Below are 18,188 nucleotides of genomic sequence, written 5' to 3'. Positions count from 1 at the left end.
CGCGGGACTGGTCCTGATCGGGGTCAGTCCGTGCCGAAGCGACGCCAGGCGATGGCGATGCCGGCGCCGATGAGGATCAGCACCGCCACCCCCGAGGGGATGACCCACGGCGCAATGCCCTGCCCCGCAGGCTCCGCGGCGGGGGACGCGGCGGGATCCGCAGACGGCGTGGCCGCCCCGGGCTCGGCTCCCGTGCGGGTCGTGAAGCTGAACTCCCCCTGGATGGGGTGCCCGTCGGAGGACACCACGCGCCACTGCACGGTGTAGGTCCCGGCGGGGGTTCCGGGCTGGACCGCTTGGGTGACGACGCGGTTGGTGACCGTCGCCTCGCCGGTGGCCCAGTTGGTGCCCTCGGCATCGACGACGTGGATCTCCGATCCCATGGCGATCGGGATGTTGTCGTAGGTCATCGCAATGTCCTTCGGCATCGTCTCGATGGTGGAGCCGGCGTCGGGGTTGGTGGAGATGAGGTTGTCGTGGGCGCTGGCCGCCCCGATGGGCACGAGCAGCGCCAGGAGCATTGCCGCCAGGAGGGTGGTGCCGCGTACGGCCGGCCGGCGCAGGCCGCGCCGGGTGGTGTGGTGGTTCATGGTTCGGCTTTCGTGGGGGAGGGTGGCCCGCCGCGGGACGGCGGGCCACACCCCGGGGACGGAGGTCAGTTCTTGCGGCTGCTGCCGACGGTGCGGACCAGGGCGATGGCGCCGACCAGCAGGCCGGCCACCCCGATCCACAGCGCGGCGACACCGATCCCGCCGCCGGTGGAGGCGTCCGCCTCCGATCCCTGCGCTGCTTCCGCTGCCTGCGCCGCGTCCGAGGACCCGCTGCCATGCTGGGCATCGCCGGATTCGGCCGGTGCCGCCGTCGTGGTGAAGGAGGGGGCCGGGTGCTCCGGTTCCTGGCCACCGGTGCCGGCGGGGTCGTCCCATTTCACCACCGTACCGTCGGTGTAGTGCTGGGTCGCGGGGAGGACCACGGCGGTCCCCGCGGACGGCAGCGTGCCCAGGGACACGGTGAACGTCTGGAATTCGTCCTGGCCGATCTGGTGGGCCTGGTCCGCCTTCCAGGTGACGGAGGTGGCGGCCTCGGTGACCGTGGTCCCGTGGACCGTGACGGGCTTCTCGAGGGTGTCGTGCCTGACCGTCGCGGTCCACCCTTCCACCGGCTGGACGCTGACCGAGGTGAACGGGGTGTCCTTGGGCAGGGCCACGGTCAACTGGTCGGTTGTCGCGCTGTCCGATTCGTTGGGCACGCTGAAAGTCGCGTGCGCGTAGGAGCCCTCGGCGGTCTTGTTCGGGCTGACGGTCACATGGGCCGAGGCGATGCCGGTGCCCAGGACCATCAGCCCGGCGGTGGCTGCCGCGGCGGCAGCGGTGGTGAGCAGGCGGTGGCGTGCGGGGGTGGTGTTCTTCGTCGTCATGGGAATCCTTTGCGGGGAGTGCAGGGGCCACGCAGGGCGCAGCCGCAGCAGGGGTGGTTCGGGAAGAACCGGAGGCATGGCCGACCGGTCGGCGATGTCCCGACGCCCGCCCGCCTGCCTCAGGAGACGGCGGGGGCCGGGAAGGACGACGGCGGTGGGCCGCGGAGCCGGTTGGCCCGCGCCGGGCACCGGGTCCGGAGCACGGGCAGGGCGCGGATGGCCTGCAGGCGCGGCGCCGACGCGGCCGGGACGGGGACGCCGGGCACCCCGACCAGGGGCCGGAGCCAGGCCACCAGCAGCCAGAGGGCGTCCTCACCCCGGGAGAGGGCGAACGCGGTGAGCGCAATCGCCAACGCATGGGCCGCCAGCATCGGCAGTTCCCACCCGCCGGAGTGGACGTGAGCCAGCGTCGCGTCTCCCGGCAGACAGGAGGCGACGACGGTGGGGCCGTGGTGCAGGTGGCCTGCGCCCTGGTGCCCGGAGCCGCCGGTGCAGGTCGGGGACGTCGCGAACCAGGCGAAGGCGTGGTGCAGCCCCCACTGGCCCGTCCCCAGGAGGGCGAGCAGCGACCGCATCCCCAGGCGCCGGCCGGCCAGCAGCATGACGGGCACGTTGACGAGCGCGCCGAGCAGGACCAGCACGGGCAGGGTGGGCAGCCGGCCGCCGCCGAGAAGGTGGGACGCTGCCGCCAGGCAGAGCACGGTGGTGGTCACCGCCGCCGAGCGCCACAGGCGCAGGGGTGCCGCTGCGGTGCGCATGGGTCCCCTTTCGCCGGCCGGCTGCGGGTGCAGTCCCCACCAAAGTACCGAACGCGTCCCGCCCGCGCCGAATCGGGAAGACGCCCCGCCTCGGTCCCGGGCGGGCCCGGGTCGGTTCCGGGCAGTTCCGGTTCGGCCCCCGGGTCAGGAGTCGACGAGGACACCGTCCTCGTCGGCGTGCAGCAAGGCACCGGGACGGAAGCGGACCCCGCCGAACTCGACGACGGCGTCGACCTCCCCGGCCCCTGCCTTGGCCGACTTGCGCGGGTTCGAACCCAGCGCCTTGACGCCAAGGTCCAGGCCGGCCAGGGCCACCCGGTCGCGGATGACGCCGTTGATGACGACGCCGGCCCACCCGTTGGCAACGGCCGCGGCGGCGATCATGTCGCCCATGAGAGCCGACTCGTGGTTTCCGCCCCCGTCGACGACCAGCACGCCGCCGTCGCCCGGGGTGTTCAGCAGCTGCTTGACCAGCCCGTTGTCACGATGGCAGCGCACGGTGCGGACGGGACCGGCAAAGCGCTTCCTCCCGCCCAGGTCCTGCAGGGGCAGGGAGAGGGATTGCAGGGTCTCGTCGTCGTCGTACAGGTCGCACGTGGTGAAGGACATGGGCCCAGCATAGGCGGAGCGGCGGGAGAACCCCGTCACAAAATGTCCCACTTCAAACATCAGACGTCTAATGTCTAGGGCATGCCCCCTTCGACACCACCTCCGGCGACCCCTGCCCTCCCGCCCCATGCCCCGGCCGCCGAACATGCAGCTGGGCCGGCCCCGGAACACGCACCGGAGACTGCACCGGAGCAGGCCCTGGAGGCCGTCGTGCGGACCCGGTTCGTCGTCGTCCTCGGGGTGGTCGCCGTCGTCCTGGTGGGATTGAACCTGCGTGCCGGCATCGCCAGCGCGGCAGCGCTCTTCCACGACCTCCAGGCAGTGCTGGGCTACGGGCCGCTGGTCGCCGCGGTCCTGCCCTCGATCCCGACCCTGACCTTTGCCTTCGCCGGCGCGGCGACCTCTTGGCTGGTGCGGCGGATGGGGGTGGAGCGCACCATCCTGCTGGCCCTGGTGATCCTGGCCGCCGGACTGGCCGTCCGCGCGGTTCCCTCCGTGGGGATGCTGCTGCTGGGTACGGTGGCCGGGATGTGCGGTATCGCGCTGTGCAACGTGGCCATGCCCTCGTTCATCCGGGAGCACTACGCCCACCGGACCTCGCTGCTGACCGGCACCTACACGATCACCATGTCGCTCGGTGCCACGGCGGCCTCCGCGCTCGGCGTGCCCCTGGCACTCCAGCTCGACTCCCCGACACTGGGCCTGGCAGCGTGGTCGCTGCTGGCCGCGGTATCGGCCCTGGTCTTCATCCCGCTGGCCCTCGGCGGCCGCCGCCCGCCGGAACCCGCGGAGGGGTCACCCGGCCTGTCGCCGATGCAGGTGCTGCGGACCCGCAGGGGCCTGCTGATCGCCGGCCTGTTCACCGTCCAGGCACTGCTGGCCTACTCGCTGATCAGCTGGCTGCCCGTCATCCTGATTTCCCGCGGCATGGACCCGGCCCTGGCGGGGCTGCTGCTGGCGGGCATGCAATTGGTGACGATCCCGTTCACGCTCATCCTGCTGCCCCTGGCCGCCCGACCGAGTGGACTGCGCTGGGCGTTCATGCTGTGCTGCGGCACGGTGATGGCCGGGCTGGCCGGGTTGGCGCTGCTCCCGCTGTCCTCGTCCATGCTGGCGGTCCTCTTCCTGGGCCTGGGGATCTCGGTGTTCCCGCTGGTGCTCGTGGTGATCAGCCGCAGCGGCCAGAACGCCGCGGAAACCACGGCGATCTCCACGGTGGCGCAGTCGGTCGGCTACCTCGTGGCCACGGCCGGCCCGTTCGGCGTCGGCCTGCTCCACAGCCTGACCGGTGCGTGGGGCGTACCCCTGTGGCTGCTGTTTGCCGTGGCCGTCGCGCAGCTGCTGCTGTGCCTGGCCCTGACGGCGGGAGCCCCGCGCCATCCGGGCGGACGGCGGCTCCGGCGGGTGGCCGCATGACCACCACGCCGCGCACCCCGCTGGCCCAGGAGGTCACCGCGGCGCTGCGCACCGCCATCGCCTTCGGGGAATGGCCGATCGGCGAACGCATCCCGGCCGAGCCCGCCCTGGCGGAACGGTTCGCGGTGTCCCGCGGGACCCTGCGCGAGGCCATCAAGGCGTTGTCCCATGCCGGCATGCTGGAGGTGCGGCGCGGCGATGGCACGTACGTTCGCGCCAGCAGCGAGATGCAGGGGACGGTCCAGCAGGCCTACGCCCGGCACACCGACCAGGACGTCCTGCAGGTCCGCTTCGCCCTCGACGCGCAGGCTGCCCGCCTGGCCAGCACGTCGGCGACCGTGGCGGATCTCGACGTGATGCGCGGCCACCTGGCCGGGCGTCGTCGTGCCTGGGAGGCGCAGGACATCGAGGCCTGGATCGCCGCCGACTGGGCCTTCCATCTCGCCGTGGCGCGTGCCTCGGGCAACGGCCTGCTCGTCGAGCTTTACGCCAGCTTCGGCGACGTGTTCCACGGCACGAAGATGGCCCAGCGCCTCCGCGGCGGATTCGACGGCTGCCGGGCGGCCGGCCACGAGGAGCTGGTCGAGGCCGTCGCGGTCGGCGATGGCGACGCCGCGGCACGCAGCACGACGGCGAACCTCACCTACTGCCTCGGATTCGCCAGCGGGTGATCCCGCCGCCCGCAGTCCACGCGAACGGTTCCACGCGTGGCTCCCCGGTCCTAGGCTGGCCAGTGGGCGGGCTGCCCAGGGCCCGGCGAAGGTATTGGTGATGGAACATGGCGCGCGTGGAACTGCCTGCCCCGGTCGTCCGGCCGGGGTCGGAAGAGGCCCGGAACAGCGGCCCGCCACCGTCCCTGCACGGGCTGCAACGTGACCTCGAGGCCCGGGTGGACGGCGAAATCCGCTTCGATGCCGGTTCCCGCGGCGCCTACTCGACCGACGCGTCCAACTACCGGCAGGTGCCCCTCGGCGTCGTCGTCCCCCGCACCGTGGAGGCCGCCGCCGAGGCCATGCTGGTGTGCCGCGACCACGGCGCCCTCGTCCTGCCGCGCGGCGGCGGCACCAGCCTGGGCGGACAGGGCACCAATGCCGCGGTGGTCATTGACTGCTCGAAATACCTGACCCACCTGCTCTCGGTCGATGCGACCGAGCGGACCTGTTGGGTCGAACCCGGGATCGTCCTGGACGAGCTGAATGCACAGCTGGCCCCGTCCGGCCTGGGCTTCGGCCCGCAACCGGCCACGCACAACCACTGCACCCTCGGCGGGATGATCGGCAACAACTCCTGCGGGGCCACGGCCCAACGCACCGGCAAGACCGTGGACAACGTCCTGGCCCTGGAGGTCATGCTGCCCGACGGCACGCGCCTGAAGGTCTCGGAGACCCCGCCCGCGGACCTCCAGCAGATCCTCGCCGACGGCGGCCGCAGCGCCGAGGTCCACCGCCAGCTGCGCGAGCTGGCCGACCGCTACGGCGACGAGATCCGGGCCCAGTTCCCCCAGATCCCGCGCCGGGTGTCCGGCTACAACCTGGACTCCCTGCTGCCCGAATTCGGGTTCAACCCCGCCCGGGCCCTCGTCGGGACCGAGGGGACCTGCGTCCTGGTGTTGCGGGCCAAGCTGGCGCTGATGCCGGTGGTGCCGGCCACGGCTGCCGTCCTGCTCGGCTATGCGGACCTGGGCAGCAGCGGCGACGACGTGCCCACCGTCCTGGAGCACGACCCGGTGGCCCTGGAGGGATTCGACCAGCGGATCATCTCCTACCAGCGCACCAAGCACCTCAACACCGGGGCCATCGACCGGTTGCCGGAGGGCCCGGAGGCGTGGCTGCTGGTCCAATTCGGGGCCGACACCCCGGCCGGTGCCCGGCGGAAGGCCGGGGACTTCGCCGAGGCGGCCCGCCGCTTCGACACCCGTCCCACCATCAGCGTGTACGACGACGAGGCCCAGCAGGAGCAGCTGTGGCAGATCCGCGAGGCCGCCCTGGGCACGGCAGCGCACGTCCCGGGCCTGCCCAACATGTGGCCGGGCTGGGAGGACTCGGCCGTACCCCCCGAGCGGCTCGGCGAGTACCTGCGCGGGCTGCGCGGGTTGTACGAGGAGTTCGGCTACTCCGACGCCTCCCTCTACGGCCATTACGGGCAGGGCTGCGTGCACAGCCGGATCCCGTTCGACCTGGCCAGCGAGCAGGGGATCGCCACGTTCCGGGCGTTCATGGAACGCGCGGCACGGTTCGTCGTCTCCCTGGGCGGGTCGCTTTCCGGCGAGCACGGCGACGGCCAGGCCCGCGCCGAACTGCTCCCGGTCATGTACAGCAGCGAACTCATCACCGCCTTCGCCCAGTTCAAGGCCGTGTTCGATCCCGGCAACCGGATGAACCCGGGCATGATGGCCGCGCCCTACCGGATCGACGAGAACCTGCGGCTGGGGGCCGGCTACTCACCGGAGCAGCTGGAGACGCACTTCTCCTTCCCCGACGACGACGGGCGGTTCGACCAGGCGGTGCTGCGTTGCGTCGGGGTGGGCAACTGCCGACGGCACGACGGCGGTGTCATGTGCCCGTCGTACATGGTCACCCGGGAGGAGGAGGACTCCACCCGCGGCCGCGCACGCCTGCTGTTCGAGATGCTGCAGGGACACGAGGACTCGCCGATCCGCGACGGCTGGCGCTCGCAGGAAGTGCACGACGCACTGGATCTGTGCCTGTCCTGCAAGGGCTGCAAGGCGGACTGCCCGGTCGAGGTGGACATGGCCACCTACAAGGCCGAGTTCCTCAGCCACTTCCACGCCGGCCGGCTGCGGCCCATGGCGCATTACTCGATGGGCTGGCTGCCCCTCTGGGCCGCGCTGGCCTCCCGCGTGCCCCGGGTGGTGAACGCCCTGACGCGCACTCCCGGGGTGGCGGCGGTGGCCAAGGCCGCAGGTGGCATCGCCCCCGAACGCACGATTCCGCTCTTTGCCACCGAGACCTTCCAGTCCTGGTTCGCCCGACGGCAACCACAGGGCAACGGACGGCGCGGCGAGGTGGTGCTCTGGCCGGACACGTTCAGCAACTCCTTCCACCCGCATGTGGCCCAGGCCGCGGTCGAGGTCCTCGAGGATGCCGGATGGAGGGTCCTCGTTCCGCAGGATCCGGTGTGCTGCGGCCTGACGTGGATTTCCACCGGGCAGCTCGACGTGGCCCAGCGCGTCCTGCGGCGCACGGTCGACGTCCTCGGGCCGCACCTGCGCCGCGGCACCCCCATCCTGGGGTTGGAACCGTCCTGCACGGCGGTCTTCCGTTCCGACGCCGCCGACCTGTTCCCCCACGACGCCGACGTCCGCCGGCTGCGCGACCAGACGGTCACCCTGGCCGAACTCCTGATGGACCACAGCGAGGGGTGGCAGCCACCGCGGATGGCCCGCGGGGCCCTGGTCCAGACGCACTGCCACCAGCACGCAGTGATGGGATTTGACCGCGATGCCGACCTGCTGGAGGCCATGGGCGTCGATGCGGACGTGCTGGATTCGGGGTGCTGCGGCCTTGCGGGGAATTTCGGGTTCGAGAAGGGCCACTACGAGGTCTCCGAGGCGTGCGGGGAGCGCGTGCTGTTCCCGGCACTGCGGGGTGCGGACCGGGACGCGGCCGTCCTGGCCGACGGCTTCAGCTGCCGCACCCAGATCGAGCAGGGCCAGGCCGGCGGCCGGCAGGGCCTGCATCTGGCCGAGCTGCTGGCCGCCGCCCTCCACGGCGACGAGGCAGCGGGCATGGCGCCGGAGGACGCCTATGGCCAGCGGCCCCAGACCCCGCGCATCGGCCCCGCGCATCGGCCCCGTGATCGTCCTCGGCCTCGCAGCAGCGGCGGGGGCTGCCGGCCTCCGGCGCCTGCTGCGCGGCAGCCCCCGCCGGACGTCCCGCTGCTAGACGACGACGTTGCGCTGGGCGCCCAGGCCGTCGATCGAGGTTTCCAGCACGTCGCCGGCCTTCAGCCACGGGTGCCGTCCGGCCTCGTTCCGCCGCCCGAGCGCGACGCCGGCCGGCGTGCCGGAGAGGATGAGGTCGCCGGGGGCGAGCGTGACCATCGTGGAGAGGTAGGAGACCAGGGCGGCCGGACCGAACACCAGGTCGGCGGTGGAATCCTCCTGGACGGTTTCGCCGTTGACCTTCGTGCGGATCCGCGCCCCGTCGGGGAACTCGTCGGCGGAGACCAGGAACGGCCCGACCGGGGTCGAGGCCTCCCAGGCCTTGCCCTGCATCCATTCGGTGGTCCGTCCCTGCCAGCCGCGCATGGAGACGTCGTTGGAGACGGCGTAGCCGGCGATGTGGTCGGCGGCGTCCGCTTCGGCGATGCGCCGGCCTTCGGCGCCGATGACGATGGCCAGTTCGCCTTCCCAGTCCAGCCGGTGGTCCTCCTCCGGCACGGCGATGGGATCGGCCGGGCCGGTGAGCGAGCGGGCGAACTTGGTGAAGACCGTGGGGTAGGCCGGCAGCTCCTGGCCCGTCTCGAGGATGTGGTTGCGGTAGTTCAATCCGATGCAGAAGACCTTCTCGGGGGCCGTGACCAGCGTGCCGAAATCGGCCTCGGCCACGGGTACGACGGCGCCGCGATCCTGGGGTGCCCGGGCCGCCTCGAGGGCCGCGGCCCGGGTGGCGTGGCCGGCGGCCAGGAAGGCCCCCACGTCGGCGAAGCCGGCCAACTCGTGGGCGGTCTCGCCCTGGACGAGCGCGGCGAACGTCTGCTGTGCCGCCCCGGGACGGCGGATGGTTGCGAGTTTCATGGCACCATCCCACCACATGCCGGAGCGGCACCGTGCGGCGTTACGCCGTTCGCAGGGCTGCGGCCACGTCGGCGGCCGTCGGATAGGCCGCCTGTGTTCCCTTCTGCGTGGCGGCCAGGGCTGCGACGACGGAGGCATACGCGGCAGCCTTGGCCAGGCGGTCGCCTGCGGCCAGCCGGGTGGCGATGCCCCCGGTGAACGCATCGCCGGCGCCGGTGGTATCCACGGCGAGCACCCGGGTGGGGGCGATCCGCGTGATGGGGGCACCGGCGTCGTGCGTTCGATCCAGCACCACCGACCCGTCGGCGCCCAGGGTGACCACCACGCGGTCCAGGCCACGTTCGGCGAACCGTTCGGCCACCGGACCCCAAGCGGCCTCCGGGGCCCCGGGGTCGGGGATGCCGGCGCCGTCGAGGAACTGCGAGGCCTCGTGCGCGTTGACCAGCAGCACGCCAGTGGCCGCAGCCAGCTCCGGGGTGATCGGGGCGTAGGGGGAGAGGTTCAGGACCACTGTGGCACCGGCGTCGTGCCCTGCCCGGGCGGCGGCCGTCACCGTTTCCGGGGCGACCTCCAGGCACAGACAGACCACCGAGGCGCCATCGAACAGGTGCGCCGCGGCCTCCACCTCGGCGGGGGTGACGGTGCCGTTGGCCCCGGGGGAGATGACGATGCTGTTCTCGCCGGCGGCGTCCACGGTCACCACGGCGACACCGGTCTCGACGCCATCGGCGGTGCGGACGGCGGAGGTGTCCACGCCGGCGGCGGCGCAGGAGGACAGCAGCAGGGTCCCGTTCGCATCGTCCCCGACGGCACCGAGCAGGGCGACGTCGGCGCCGAGCCGGCCGGCGGCGACCGCCTGGTTGGCGCTTTTGCCCCCGGGGTTCACGCCGAAGCCCGAGCCCTGCAGGGTCTCCCCTGGGCCGGGCAGGCGTTCGGTGTAGATCGTCAGGTCGGCATTGAGGGAACCGACCACGACGATCCGCCCGTCCCGCCCTGGCGCGGTGTGGGTGGGGGTGCTCATGCGGTGACCTCCGCGTCGACGGGCTTCGGGATCAGCAGGGAGGCGGCCAGGGCGGCGAGGGTGATGACCAGGCCGGTAACGATGACGGCCGTGTAGGACGCCGAGGCGCCCAGCGAGGCGGTGCCCACCAGCACGGCCGGCAGGACCAGGAAGCTCAGCCCGGCGCCGAGGTTGAAGGCGCCGGCGTTCATGCCCGGCAGGAAGCCCGGGTTGCCCGGGGGCGAGAGCACGACGCCGAGCCCGTTGAGCATAATGTTCGCGGTGCCGGCGTACATGATGCCCAGCAGCGCGGTCCCGGCAACCATCAGCGGCAGGTTGTCCATCCCCAGGAACAGGATGGCCAGCAGGGCGACCACGGAGCCGATCATGCCGATGCGCAGCACCCGGGTGTAGCCCAGCACCGGGGCGAGCCGGCCACTGACCGGACCGAAGATCCACCCGAGCAGGGCGTACGGGGTGAGGATCAGCAGGGCGGTCTCGGTCGGGCCGACGCCGAAGCCCGGTGCGGCGGCCTGGACGTAGGCGGGGACGATCCCGTTGATGACGGCGAAGATGCCGGTCATGGTCAGGATCGTGGTCAGCAGCGGCGCCCAGGTGGAGCGCTGGCGCAGGTGCGCGATCTCCACCATCGGCTCGCTCGTGCGCTTCTCGGTGGCCCAGAACGCGGCGAACGCGGCGATCGCCACGACCAGCAGGACCAGGGCGAGCACCAGTGTGGACGTCGAGTAGGCGCCGACCAGCGCGGCTCCCTCGTTCAGGGCGGTTAGCAGGGCGCCGACGGCGATGACGATGAAGACGACCCCGCGCCAGTCCATCGTGGTGCCGGCCCGCGGTTTGGTCTCGTCCGTCTTCCACCAGACGGCGGCGGCGGCCAGCACGGCGAGGACGACCATGAACCAGAAGATGCTGCGGAAGCCGAAGTTCTCGGCCAGGTAGCCGCCGAGGAACGAGTCGACGCCGGCCACGCCGCCGTTGACGGCGAGGATGAGGCCCATCATGGTGCCGTAGCGGCGCTGGTCGGTTACCGCCGAGCGCAGCATGATCAGGCACATCGGCACGGTGGGACCGGAGATGCCCTGGATGATCCGGCCGGCGAAGAGCCAGCCGATGTTCGGGGCCAGTGCGGCGACGACGGAGCCGACGGCGGTGAGCACCAGCATGATCACCAGGATCCGCTTGCGTCCCACGATGTCGCTCAGCCGCGGCAGGAACAGCGAGAAGAGCGCGGCGGTGGTGAAGAACCAGGTCTGCGACAGGCCGATGGCCGCCTGGTCGGTATGCAGTTCCTCGCCCATCGTGACCAGGGCGGGGCTGAGCATGGAGGCGTTGAGCTGGAACGCGATGCAGGCGGCCAGCAGGGCGAACAACAACGCGGTGGTTCCGCCGGTGGCGGTAGCGGGACGGGTGGAGGTGGTGCTCATCGTGCGGCCACCGCCCCTTCGGACGCGGCGATCTCGTCGGCAACCAGGTCGTCGGCGGCGGCTTCCGGAGCGGCGGCCAGGTCGACCTCGCCGATCCGCTCGAGGGCGTCGGTGACCAGGTCCCAGAAGCGGGCGTGGTCCAGTTCGACGGCGACCGAGGTGTGGCAGTCCTCCGGCGCCGGGGCGCGGAAGTCGGCGACCGTCATGCCCAGGGTCAGCTTCCCGGCCAACTCGATGTCGACCGGTACCTTGCGGGTGGTCACGATGGACGGGTCGATGACGTAGGCGACGGCGCAGGGATCGTGCACCGGCGGATGGTCGAAGCCCTGGGCGTCCTGGTAGGTCCGGGCGAAGAAGTCCATCAGTTCGCGCACGAACCTGGCCGGGCCGGTGCCCAGCGCCTCGATGCGCGCCACGACGTCGGGGGTGGCCAGCGCCTGGTGGGTCAGGTCCAGCCCGACCATGACGACGGGCCAGGGCTCGTTGAACACGATGTGGGCGGCCTCGGGGTCGATGATGATGTTGAATTCGGCCACGGCGCTCCAGTTGCCCACGTGGTACCCGCCACCCATCAGCACGACCTCGCGGACACGTTCGACGATGCGCGGCTCCTTGCGGGCGGCCATCGCGATGTTGGTCAGCCCGCCGGTGGGGACCAGGGTGACGGTGCCGGGCGCGTGCGCCATGACGGTCTCGATGATCAGGTCCACGGCGTGGCGGGGATCCAGCTCGATGGCGGGCTCGGGCTGGGCGGGGCCGTCCATGCCGGATTCGCCGTGGATGTCGGGGGCGTTCTCGATGCTGCGCACCAGCGGGCGGTCGCAGCCGGCGGCGAACGGGACGCCGGTGATCCCGGCAATCGTGCCGACCGCGAGGGCGTTGGCGGTGACCTTGGCCAGCGTCTGGTTGCCGACGACGGTGGTGACCGCCAGCAGCTCGATGTCGGGGTTGCCGTGCGCCAGCAGGATGGCGACGGCGTCGTCGTGCCCGGGGTCGCAGTCGAGGATGATCTTGCGGGGGCTGTCGGTCGCGGGATGTGCGCCCATGTTTTTCTCCACGTCATTGGGGTCGCCGGCTCCTGCCGGCGGATCAGGGGTTTCAGGAAGATTCTGCACCGCGCCCCGCGGTTGCGTCAAACGCTTAACCCCCGACTGCACGACGGCGGTGTCAAGCGCTTGATCTTTTGGCCCGCGCGGGACGCGGACTCGCTAGGATGGAACGATGGAATCCGCCGACGCTCCAGCCAGCCAGCAGCCTGCCGTCGCGTCGGCAGCCCGCCGCGTCACCGCCGCCATGGTCGCCGAACGCGCCGGCGTCTCCACCGCCACGGTCTCCCTGGTCGCCAACGGCAAGTCCGCGGGGCGCGTCTCCGCCGCGAACGAGGAGCGCGTCCGGCAGGCCATCCGGGAACTGGGCTATGTCGTGGACGGCATCGGCTCGTCGCTGTCCCGCGGGGTCAGTTCCACGGTCATCCTCGTCGCCCCCGACATCTCCAACCCGTTCTTCGCCCGCGTGATCGCCGGTGTGCGCGCTGCGCTCGGCGACGATTACCAGCTGCTGCTGTCGGTCACCGATGCCGGCCACTTTCCCAGCGCGGTCGAGACCCGCCGGCTGCTGTCGCTCCGTCCCGCCGGGCTGCTCGTGGACGCCCCGGACGAGGCGTTCCTCGAGGAGCTCTCCGCCCCCGGGCCGGTGGTGCTGCTCGACGCCCCCGGGGTCGGCGACCGGCTGCCGACGGTGAACATGGACGTGGCCGGAGGTGCCCGCGACCTCGCCGCCCACCTTGCGGCGCAGGGCCACCACCGGGTCGCCTACGTCGACGGCATCACCGGCACCGCGACGTTCGCCCTGCGCCGGGAGGCCTTCCTGGCCGAGGCCAGTGCCCGGGGGATCGAGGTGCCGTCCACGGCGCAGGTCGCCACGAGCATCGATGTCGGGGCGGCGGCTGCCGCATTCGCGGCATCCTGGGCCGCGTGGCAGCGCGACGGGATCACCGCCGTCGCCTGCGCCACCGACACCCATGCCTACGGCATCCTGCAGGAGGCCCGGGTCGGGAGCCTGTCCGTCCCGGGCGAGCTCGCGGTCGCCGGCTTCGACGACCTGCCCTATTCGCAGACCAGCAACCCGGCGCTGACCAGTGTGCGGCTGCCTGCCGACGACCTCGGACGCCGGGCCGCGGAACAGCTGCGCCGCCTGATGGACGGCGACACGCTGGACGAGACGCAGCTGACCTTGCCCAGCTCGCTCGTCATCCGGGCCTCGACCCATCGGCGTTGACGGGGGCGGGGGAAGGAAGCGGTTCTGCATACCGGGGCGGCCTGCTGCCGCGCCTTACCTTGTTGCCGCGGCGCTGCGCGCGTAGCGTGGCGAGCAGAACGCAGTAGGCGACATTGAGGAGAAGTCATCATGCGCGGCATGGTCATGGCAGTCCGCCTGTTTCTGGCGGCCGTCGTTGTCTGCGCGGTGGTTGCCGCGTTGGCCGTTGCGCTGGGGGACACCGCGCAACAATGGCAGTACGACGCGATGAACCGATGGTCCGGACTGCTCGGCATGCTCATTGCCGGCTCCGCGGCCCCGGCGGCAATGGGGGCAGTGGTGCCCAAATGGGTGCTCGGCACGCCGGTGGCGCTGCTGTTCGCCGGCCTGCCGCTGGTGGTGCTGCTTCTCATCCAGCTGTCGGATCTGGACAGCACGACCATGCACGTTTGGGCTCTCATCGGAGCGATTTGCGCCGCCCTGGCCGTCCTGACCCTGCCGGCGGCGGGATTCCTCGTACGGCGCCGCGAGCGCGTGGCCTAGCGCCGGACCAAGAGTCGGCGCTGGAATACGGACGACGCCTGGGCCCGTTCCGCCCGCCTTCCGGAAGCGCCCGAACAGCTTCCCGGTGCCTGCGAGATTTCGAAGCACGGCATCGTATGACCTATCTGCGTCGGAGCGGCTCACAGATCAATCGCCTGTGTGAGGGCGGTTGAAGAGACAACGTCTCGGAGCAGGTCCGAGGACACGGCGTCGACGGAGATCTGGAGGATACGACTGAACTCTTCTCCTATGCCAGCGACGCGGAGCAGCTGATTGCCGCTGTCCGGGTCCAAATCCACAAGGATGTCGACGTCGCTCGAATCTGTTGCATCCCCGCGTGCTGCCGATCCGAAAATCCGTGGGTTGCGGGCCCGGTAACGGCGCAGCACCTCGTCCAGGGCGAGGCGGTGAATGGCGATGGCTTTCCGCACAGCGGCCGACTCCACCGTGATGGTACCCATGGACCAAGGACAGTAGTCGCCTCCCTTGGAGCCAATGGGGCGTCCGGCGGGTGGGAGATCAACCGTGACGGCTCGGGTGGGATGGGGCGTTGGCCGCCCATGGAGGTCATGGAGCCGGTCGTGGCGATCCCAGCTAGAAGACGACGAAGAGGAGCACCACCAGGACGGAGACCGCCGTGACCAGTCCGACGGCGATCGGCCAGAGCCGCTTCGGCCCCGCCTCCGGGTCGTAACCGTCCCTGAAGGCACTCGTCACCCGGTTGCCGCCCAGCAGCGGGTGCTCTTCGGCTTGCGGGATCTTGCGACCGCCGCGGTCCTGCATCGCAGCGCTCCTTGCCTCGGTGGTATTCCGTCGACCATACCCGGGGGCGCAGTGCCCTTGACACGACTGAACGACCGTTTAGCATCTTAAACATGCGTTCAATCGATGGCGATGCGACGACCCAGGCGAGGATCCGTGATGCGGCCATCACCCTGTTCGGGCAGCGGGGCTTCGCCGCCAGCACGGTCCGCGACATCGCCACCGCGGCCGGCATCAGCCCGGGGCTGGTCATCCACCACTTCGGCAGCAAGGCAGGCCTGCGCACCGCCTGCGATACCCACGTGCTGGAGAGCGCCCGCGCCGCGGCCGGCTCCAGCAACGATCCCGAGCAGCTGCGCGACGTCCTCACCGAGTACCTGTCCAAGCCGGACGAGTACTCCCGCGAGCTGGCCTACATCCGACAGTCCGTCGTGGACGACTCCGCGGCAGGCGACGAGTTCTTCGACGCCTACGTCCGCCTGACCGGGCAGATCCTCGCCGAGGGCCTCCGGTCCGGCACAATGCGACAGGTGCAGGACCCGCTGGCCACGGCGACCTGGATGGTCACCAACTCCCTCGGCCTGCTCGTGCTCGGGCGCCACGTCGCCCGCAGCCTGGGCAACGACGAGTTCGGCATCGAGACCATCAACCGCATCGCCGGCCCGGCCGTCGAGCTCTACACCCACCCGCTCTACACGGATGAATCGTTCCTGCAGGCCACGCGCGACGTGGTCTCCGCTGCCGAACCGGAGGGGTAGCACCATGGACCAGGCCATTGAGGTCGGCGGGCTCGCCAAGAGCTACGGCAAGCGCGAGGTCCTGCACGGCCTCGATTTCGAGGTCCCGCGCGGCCAGGTCTTCGGCGTGATCGGACCGAACGGCGCCGGCAAGACCACCGTCATGCGCTGCCTGCTGGACATCATCCGCCCCTCGGCGGGCCGCGTCAGGGTCCTGGGTGCCGAACCGCGACATGCCGGCCCCGACATCCGCCGGCGCATCGGCTACCTGCCCGGCGAACTCATCCTCGAGGGCCGCACCACCGGGCGCCGGCTGCTCCAGCACTTCGAGCACATCAGCGGTCCCGTCGCCCCCGGCCGCGTCGACGAGTTGGCCGACCGGCTCGGCATCGACCTGGACCGCCAGACCCGCCGCCTGTCCAAGGGCAACAAGCAGAAGCTCGGGATCGTCCAGGCGTTCATGCACGACCCCGAACTGCTCATCCTCGACGAACCCACCAGCGGGCTCGACCCGCTCATGCAGCAGGAATTCCTGCGCCTGGTCCGCGAGGCACGCGACGCCGGCCAGACGGTCTTCCTCTCCTCGCACGTCATCAGCGAGATCCAGCAGGCGGCCGATGCCGTGGCCATCCTGCGCGAGGGACGCATCGCCACCATCTCCACGGTCGCGTCCCTGCGCGAGGGCGCGGTCAGCCGGCTGCGCGTCCAGACCCACCTCTCGCCGGACTGCGTCGGCCAGCTCCTGGGCGCACTGCCGGGCATCGGGAACCTGAGGGTCGAAACAGTGCACGACGCCGGTGGCTCGCCCGTGTGCCAGGCCTCGGCCACCTGGTCGGGGAAGGCCGCGGAGCTGGTCGACGTCCTGCCCCGGCTGCAGCCCGTGGACCTGGCACTGGAGGAACCCGACCTGGAGGAGGCCGTGTTGGCCCTGTACCGGAATCCGGACACGCGGGAAGCCGGGCAACCAGAAGGAGCGAAGTCATGAGCACGACGGCGATGCACCGCCAGCGGACGGTGGGGCGTACGCGGCGGCCACGGCTGCCGCTGCTGTCCAAGGCCCTGGTGGACGCCCGGTTGTCCACGCTGGTCTGGGCCATGGCGATGCTGGCGGTCATGGCCCTGTACCTGCCGCTGTTCCCCGCGATCGGCGGCAACGACCAGATGCAGCAGATGCTGCAGGCCCTGCCGCCCGAGCTGGTCAACGCGCTGAACTACGGGCAGATCGCCACCGGCACCGGATACACCCAGGCCACGGTCTTCGGGCTGCTGGGATTCCTGCTCATGACAATCATGGCCGTCTCGGCCGGGGCGGGGGCCATTGGCGGGGACGAGGAATCCGGCCTGCTCGAGCTCACCATCGCCCACGGGGTGACGCGCACGCAGGTCGTGCTCGAACGTGCCGCCGCCCTGGTCGTCCGGGTCGTGGTCCTGCACGCCTTCGTCCTGGTCGTCCTGGTGGTCCTCAAGGGGCCCGCGGAACTGGGCTTCGACGCGGCCCACGCCGCGGCAGGAGTGCTGATGTTCGCCCTGCTGGTGCTGCTCAACGGCTCGTTCGCCCTGCTCGGCGGGGCCATCGGCGGCCGGAAGGTCCACGGCATCGCCGCCGGCGCCGGGGTGGCCGTGCTCGGCTACGCATTCAACGCGCTGGGCAACCAGAACCTCGACCTCGAGTGGATGCATGCCGTCTCGCCCTACTACTGGGCCTACGGCGATTCACCCCTGGTTAACGGGGCGGATGCCCCGGCGGCGCTGTTGCTGCTCGGCGTCAGCGCGGCATGCATCGCGCTGGCCGTCGCGGCACTGCATCGCCGGGACATCCACGGGGTGTAGCTGGGGGACCTAGCGTCGTGTCGGGCCGCCCGGCTGGCCGAAGTCCTGCTGCGTGCCCGGCTGCTGGTAACCCTGCGGGGCGTTCTGCCCGGCGAATCCACCGGTCGGTGCACCTGGGTATCCGGTCTGGCCACCGAAGGCGTTCGCGTGGGCCGCGGCGCCGCCATCGGCGTCGTAGCGCGCGCCCTCGGGCGATGACGGCATCAGGGCCAGGACCAGGAGGACCAGCCCGCCGACGCCGGGGACCAGCACCAGCAGGTAGAGCAGCCCGCTGAAGTTGGCGTCGTGCAGGCGGCGCACCGTGATGGCGATGTTCGGGACGATGACGGCCAGGCCGTAGAGGCCGAGGAGGAGCATGGGCAACACGAAGCCCATGCTGTCCGCTTCACCGGTCACCGGATCGATCGAGCCGATCAGCAGGACGATGAACACGGTGTAGAGCACGCCGACGATGATCGCGTTGAACAGGGCTGCCCACCAGTACTCGCTGCGGCTGGCCCGGCCGCTGAAGGTCGCGTACTTCGTGAAGAAGCGCTTGATGGACTGTCCGAAGCTGGCCCCGTACAGGGGCTGGTCCAGCGCGACCTCCCCGTTCGAGGGGGTGCCCGTCGGACCCGACGGGTAGGGGGTGGGGTATCCGTTGCTCAAAGTTCCTCCAT

General features: G+C 71.3%; 18 protein-coding genes and 1 pseudogene. 8 read left to right on the top strand and 11 right to left on the bottom strand.

Going from position 1 to position 18,188, the window contains the following annotated elements:
* Window positions 1-23 precede the first annotated feature (23 nt).
* From AB8M85_RS04555 to rraA, 4 genes are all read right to left on the bottom strand, one after another.
* Window positions 24-590: a copper resistance protein CopC gene (locus AB8M85_RS04555; protein ID WP_372697557.1), complete on the bottom strand. Its 567-nt coding sequence runs from the start codon at window positions 588-590 to the stop codon at window positions 24-26.
* 65 nt (window positions 591-655) lie between these two features.
* Window positions 656-1,417, bottom strand: coding sequence for a YcnI family protein (locus AB8M85_RS04550; RefSeq protein WP_372697556.1), 762 nt, complete (start codon window positions 1,415-1,417; stop codon window positions 656-658).
* A 119-nt stretch (window positions 1,418-1,536) separates the two neighbouring features.
* Window positions 1,537-2,175 (bottom strand): hypothetical protein, encoded by a 639-nt coding sequence (locus AB8M85_RS04545; RefSeq protein WP_372697555.1) that lies wholly within the window; start codon window positions 2,173-2,175, stop codon window positions 1,537-1,539.
* Between the two features lie 144 nt (window positions 2,176-2,319).
* Window positions 2,320-2,784: a ribonuclease E activity regulator RraA gene (gene rraA, locus AB8M85_RS04540; RefSeq protein ID WP_372697554.1), complete on the bottom strand. Its 465-nt coding sequence runs from the start codon at window positions 2,782-2,784 to the stop codon at window positions 2,320-2,322.
* A gap of 81 nt (window positions 2,785-2,865) precedes the next feature.
* Here rraA and AB8M85_RS04535 point away from each other — a divergent pair, with 81 nt between their 5' ends.
* The 3 genes and pseudogenes from AB8M85_RS04535 to AB8M85_RS04525 all read left to right on the top strand — a co-directional run.
* Window positions 2,866-4,200 (top strand): MFS transporter, encoded by a 1,335-nt coding sequence (locus AB8M85_RS04535; RefSeq protein ID WP_372697553.1) that lies wholly within the window; start codon window positions 2,866-2,868, stop codon window positions 4,198-4,200.
* Window positions 4,197-4,871 carry a FadR/GntR family transcriptional regulator gene (locus AB8M85_RS04530; protein ID WP_372697552.1) on the top strand — a complete coding sequence of 225 codons (675 nt, stop codon included), beginning with the start codon at window positions 4,197-4,199 and terminating at the stop codon, window positions 4,869-4,871. Before AB8M85_RS04535 ends, AB8M85_RS04530 begins: the two co-directional genes overlap by 4 nt.
* Before the next feature lie 107 nt (window positions 4,872-4,978).
* Window positions 4,979-6,937: pseudogene (locus AB8M85_RS04525) on the top strand (FAD-binding and (Fe-S)-binding domain-containing protein); the annotation flags it as partial.
* A 1,164-nt stretch (window positions 6,938-8,101) separates the two neighbouring features.
* Here the strand turns inward: AB8M85_RS04525 and AB8M85_RS04520 are convergent.
* From AB8M85_RS04520 to AB8M85_RS04505, 4 genes are read right to left on the bottom strand one after another with little or no spacing between them, the layout of a single operon-like run.
* A complete protein-coding gene (locus AB8M85_RS04520; RefSeq protein WP_372697722.1) occupies window positions 8,102-8,959 on the bottom strand; it encodes a fumarylacetoacetate hydrolase family protein in 858 nt (285 codons plus the stop codon).
* 40 nt (window positions 8,960-8,999) lie between these two features.
* Window positions 9,000-9,980, bottom strand: a complete 981-nt coding sequence (locus AB8M85_RS04515) for a ribokinase (protein WP_372697551.1) — start codon at window positions 9,978-9,980, stop codon at window positions 9,000-9,002.
* Window positions 9,977-11,401, bottom strand: coding sequence for an MFS transporter (locus tag AB8M85_RS04510; RefSeq protein WP_372697550.1), 1,425 nt, complete (start codon window positions 11,399-11,401; stop codon window positions 9,977-9,979). The genes AB8M85_RS04515 and AB8M85_RS04510 overlap by 4 nt, the downstream gene beginning before the upstream one ends.
* The gene (locus AB8M85_RS04505) at window positions 11,398-12,447 is read right to left on the bottom strand and encodes a nucleoside hydrolase (protein WP_372697549.1); all 1,050 of its coding nucleotides are present in this window, start codon (window positions 12,445-12,447) and stop codon (window positions 11,398-11,400) included. Before AB8M85_RS04505 ends, AB8M85_RS04510 begins: the two co-directional genes overlap by 4 nt.
* A gap of 247 nt (window positions 12,448-12,694) precedes the next feature.
* Here AB8M85_RS04505 and AB8M85_RS04500 point away from each other — a divergent pair, with 247 nt between their 5' ends.
* A complete protein-coding gene (locus AB8M85_RS04500; RefSeq protein WP_372697721.1) occupies window positions 12,695-13,678 on the top strand; it encodes a LacI family DNA-binding transcriptional regulator in 984 nt (327 codons plus the stop codon).
* 129 nt (window positions 13,679-13,807) lie between these two features.
* Entirely contained in the window at window positions 13,808-14,200 is a 393-nt protein-coding gene (locus AB8M85_RS04495; RefSeq protein ID WP_372697548.1) for a hypothetical protein, read from the top strand.
* Between the two features lie 140 nt (window positions 14,201-14,340).
* Here the strand turns inward: AB8M85_RS04495 and AB8M85_RS04490 are convergent, their stop codons facing one another.
* Both AB8M85_RS04490 and AB8M85_RS04485 read right to left on the bottom strand, forming a co-directional pair.
* Window positions 14,341-14,661, bottom strand: coding sequence for a nucleotidyltransferase family protein (locus AB8M85_RS04490; protein WP_372697547.1), 321 nt, complete (start codon window positions 14,659-14,661; stop codon window positions 14,341-14,343).
* 133 nt (window positions 14,662-14,794) lie between these two features.
* Window positions 14,795-14,983, bottom strand: a complete 189-nt coding sequence (locus AB8M85_RS04485; protein ID WP_372697546.1) for a hypothetical protein — start codon at window positions 14,981-14,983, stop codon at window positions 14,795-14,797.
* A gap of 92 nt (window positions 14,984-15,075) precedes the next feature.
* Here AB8M85_RS04485 and AB8M85_RS04480 point away from each other — a divergent pair, with 92 nt between their 5' ends.
* From AB8M85_RS04480 to AB8M85_RS04470, 3 genes are read left to right on the top strand one after another with little or no spacing between them, the layout of a single operon-like run.
* Window positions 15,076-15,720: a TetR family transcriptional regulator gene (locus AB8M85_RS04480; protein WP_372697545.1), complete on the top strand. Its 645-nt coding sequence runs from the start codon at window positions 15,076-15,078 to the stop codon at window positions 15,718-15,720.
* A gap of 4 nt (window positions 15,721-15,724) precedes the next feature.
* Window positions 15,725-16,684, top strand: a complete 960-nt coding sequence (locus tag AB8M85_RS04475; RefSeq protein WP_372697544.1) for an ABC transporter ATP-binding protein — start codon at window positions 15,725-15,727, stop codon at window positions 16,682-16,684.
* Window positions 16,681-17,529 carry an ABC transporter permease subunit gene (locus tag AB8M85_RS04470; protein WP_372697543.1) on the top strand — a complete coding sequence of 283 codons (849 nt, stop codon included), beginning with the start codon at window positions 16,681-16,683 and terminating at the stop codon, window positions 17,527-17,529. Before AB8M85_RS04475 ends, AB8M85_RS04470 begins: the two co-directional genes overlap by 4 nt.
* A gap of 9 nt (window positions 17,530-17,538) precedes the next feature.
* Here the strand turns inward: AB8M85_RS04470 and AB8M85_RS04465 are convergent, their stop codons facing one another.
* Window positions 17,539-18,177, bottom strand: a complete 639-nt coding sequence (locus tag AB8M85_RS04465; RefSeq protein ID WP_372697542.1) for a DUF805 domain-containing protein — start codon at window positions 18,175-18,177, stop codon at window positions 17,539-17,541.
* Between the last annotated feature and the right edge of the window lie 11 nt (window positions 18,178-18,188).

Origin of the sequence: Arthrobacter sp. JSM 101049, assembly GCF_041679245.1 — a bacterium.
Taxonomy (GTDB): Bacteria; Actinomycetota; Actinomycetes; order Actinomycetales; family Micrococcaceae; genus Arthrobacter_H.
Note: the sequence above shows the minus strand (reverse complement) of the source record. Positions and strands in the feature narration are given on the sequence as shown.

What these genes read in the sequence shown, in the direction of transcription:
- AB8M85_RS04510 (WP_372697550.1), bottom strand. Translation starts at nt 11,401, where the DNA reads ATGAGCACCACCTCCACCCGTCCCGCTACCGCCACCGGCGGAACCACC.
- AB8M85_RS04480 (WP_372697545.1), top strand. Translation starts at nt 15,076, where the DNA reads ATGCGTTCAATCGATGGCGATGCGACGACCCAGGCGAGGATCCGTGAT.
- AB8M85_RS04490 (WP_372697547.1), bottom strand. Translation starts at nt 14,661, where the DNA reads ATGGGTACCATCACGGTGGAGTCGGCCGCTGTGCGGAAAGCCATCGCC.
- rraA (WP_372697554.1), bottom strand. Translation starts at nt 2,784, where the DNA reads ATGTCCTTCACCACGTGCGACCTGTACGACGACGACGAGACCCTGCAA.
- AB8M85_RS04475 (WP_372697544.1), top strand. Translation starts at nt 15,725, where the DNA reads ATGGACCAGGCCATTGAGGTCGGCGGGCTCGCCAAGAGCTACGGCAAG.
- AB8M85_RS04545 (WP_372697555.1), bottom strand. Translation starts at nt 2,175, where the DNA reads ATGCGCACCGCAGCGGCACCCCTGCGCCTGTGGCGCTCGGCGGCGGTG.
- AB8M85_RS04515 (WP_372697551.1), bottom strand. Translation starts at nt 9,980, where the DNA reads ATGAGCACCCCCACCCACACCGCGCCAGGGCGGGACGGGCGGATCGTC.
- AB8M85_RS04470 (WP_372697543.1), top strand. Translation starts at nt 16,681, where the DNA reads ATGAGCACGACGGCGATGCACCGCCAGCGGACGGTGGGGCGTACGCGG.
- AB8M85_RS04535 (WP_372697553.1), top strand. Translation starts at nt 2,866, where the DNA reads ATGCCCCCTTCGACACCACCTCCGGCGACCCCTGCCCTCCCGCCCCAT.
- AB8M85_RS04505 (WP_372697549.1), bottom strand. Translation starts at nt 12,447, where the DNA reads ATGGGCGCACATCCCGCGACCGACAGCCCCCGCAAGATCATCCTCGAC.
- AB8M85_RS04520 (WP_372697722.1), bottom strand. Translation starts at nt 8,959, where the DNA reads ATGAAACTCGCAACCATCCGCCGTCCCGGGGCGGCACAGCAGACGTTC.
- AB8M85_RS04530 (WP_372697552.1), top strand. Translation starts at nt 4,197, where the DNA reads ATGACCACCACGCCGCGCACCCCGCTGGCCCAGGAGGTCACCGCGGCG.
- AB8M85_RS04495 (WP_372697548.1), top strand. Translation starts at nt 13,808, where the DNA reads ATGCGCGGCATGGTCATGGCAGTCCGCCTGTTTCTGGCGGCCGTCGTT.
- AB8M85_RS04555 (WP_372697557.1), bottom strand. Translation starts at nt 590, where the DNA reads ATGAACCACCACACCACCCGGCGCGGCCTGCGCCGGCCGGCCGTACGC.
- AB8M85_RS04485 (WP_372697546.1), bottom strand. Translation starts at nt 14,983, where the DNA reads ATGCAGGACCGCGGCGGTCGCAAGATCCCGCAAGCCGAAGAGCACCCG.
- AB8M85_RS04500 (WP_372697721.1), top strand. Translation starts at nt 12,695, where the DNA reads ATGGTCGCCGAACGCGCCGGCGTCTCCACCGCCACGGTCTCCCTGGTC.
- AB8M85_RS04550 (WP_372697556.1), bottom strand. Translation starts at nt 1,417, where the DNA reads ATGACGACGAAGAACACCACCCCCGCACGCCACCGCCTGCTCACCACC.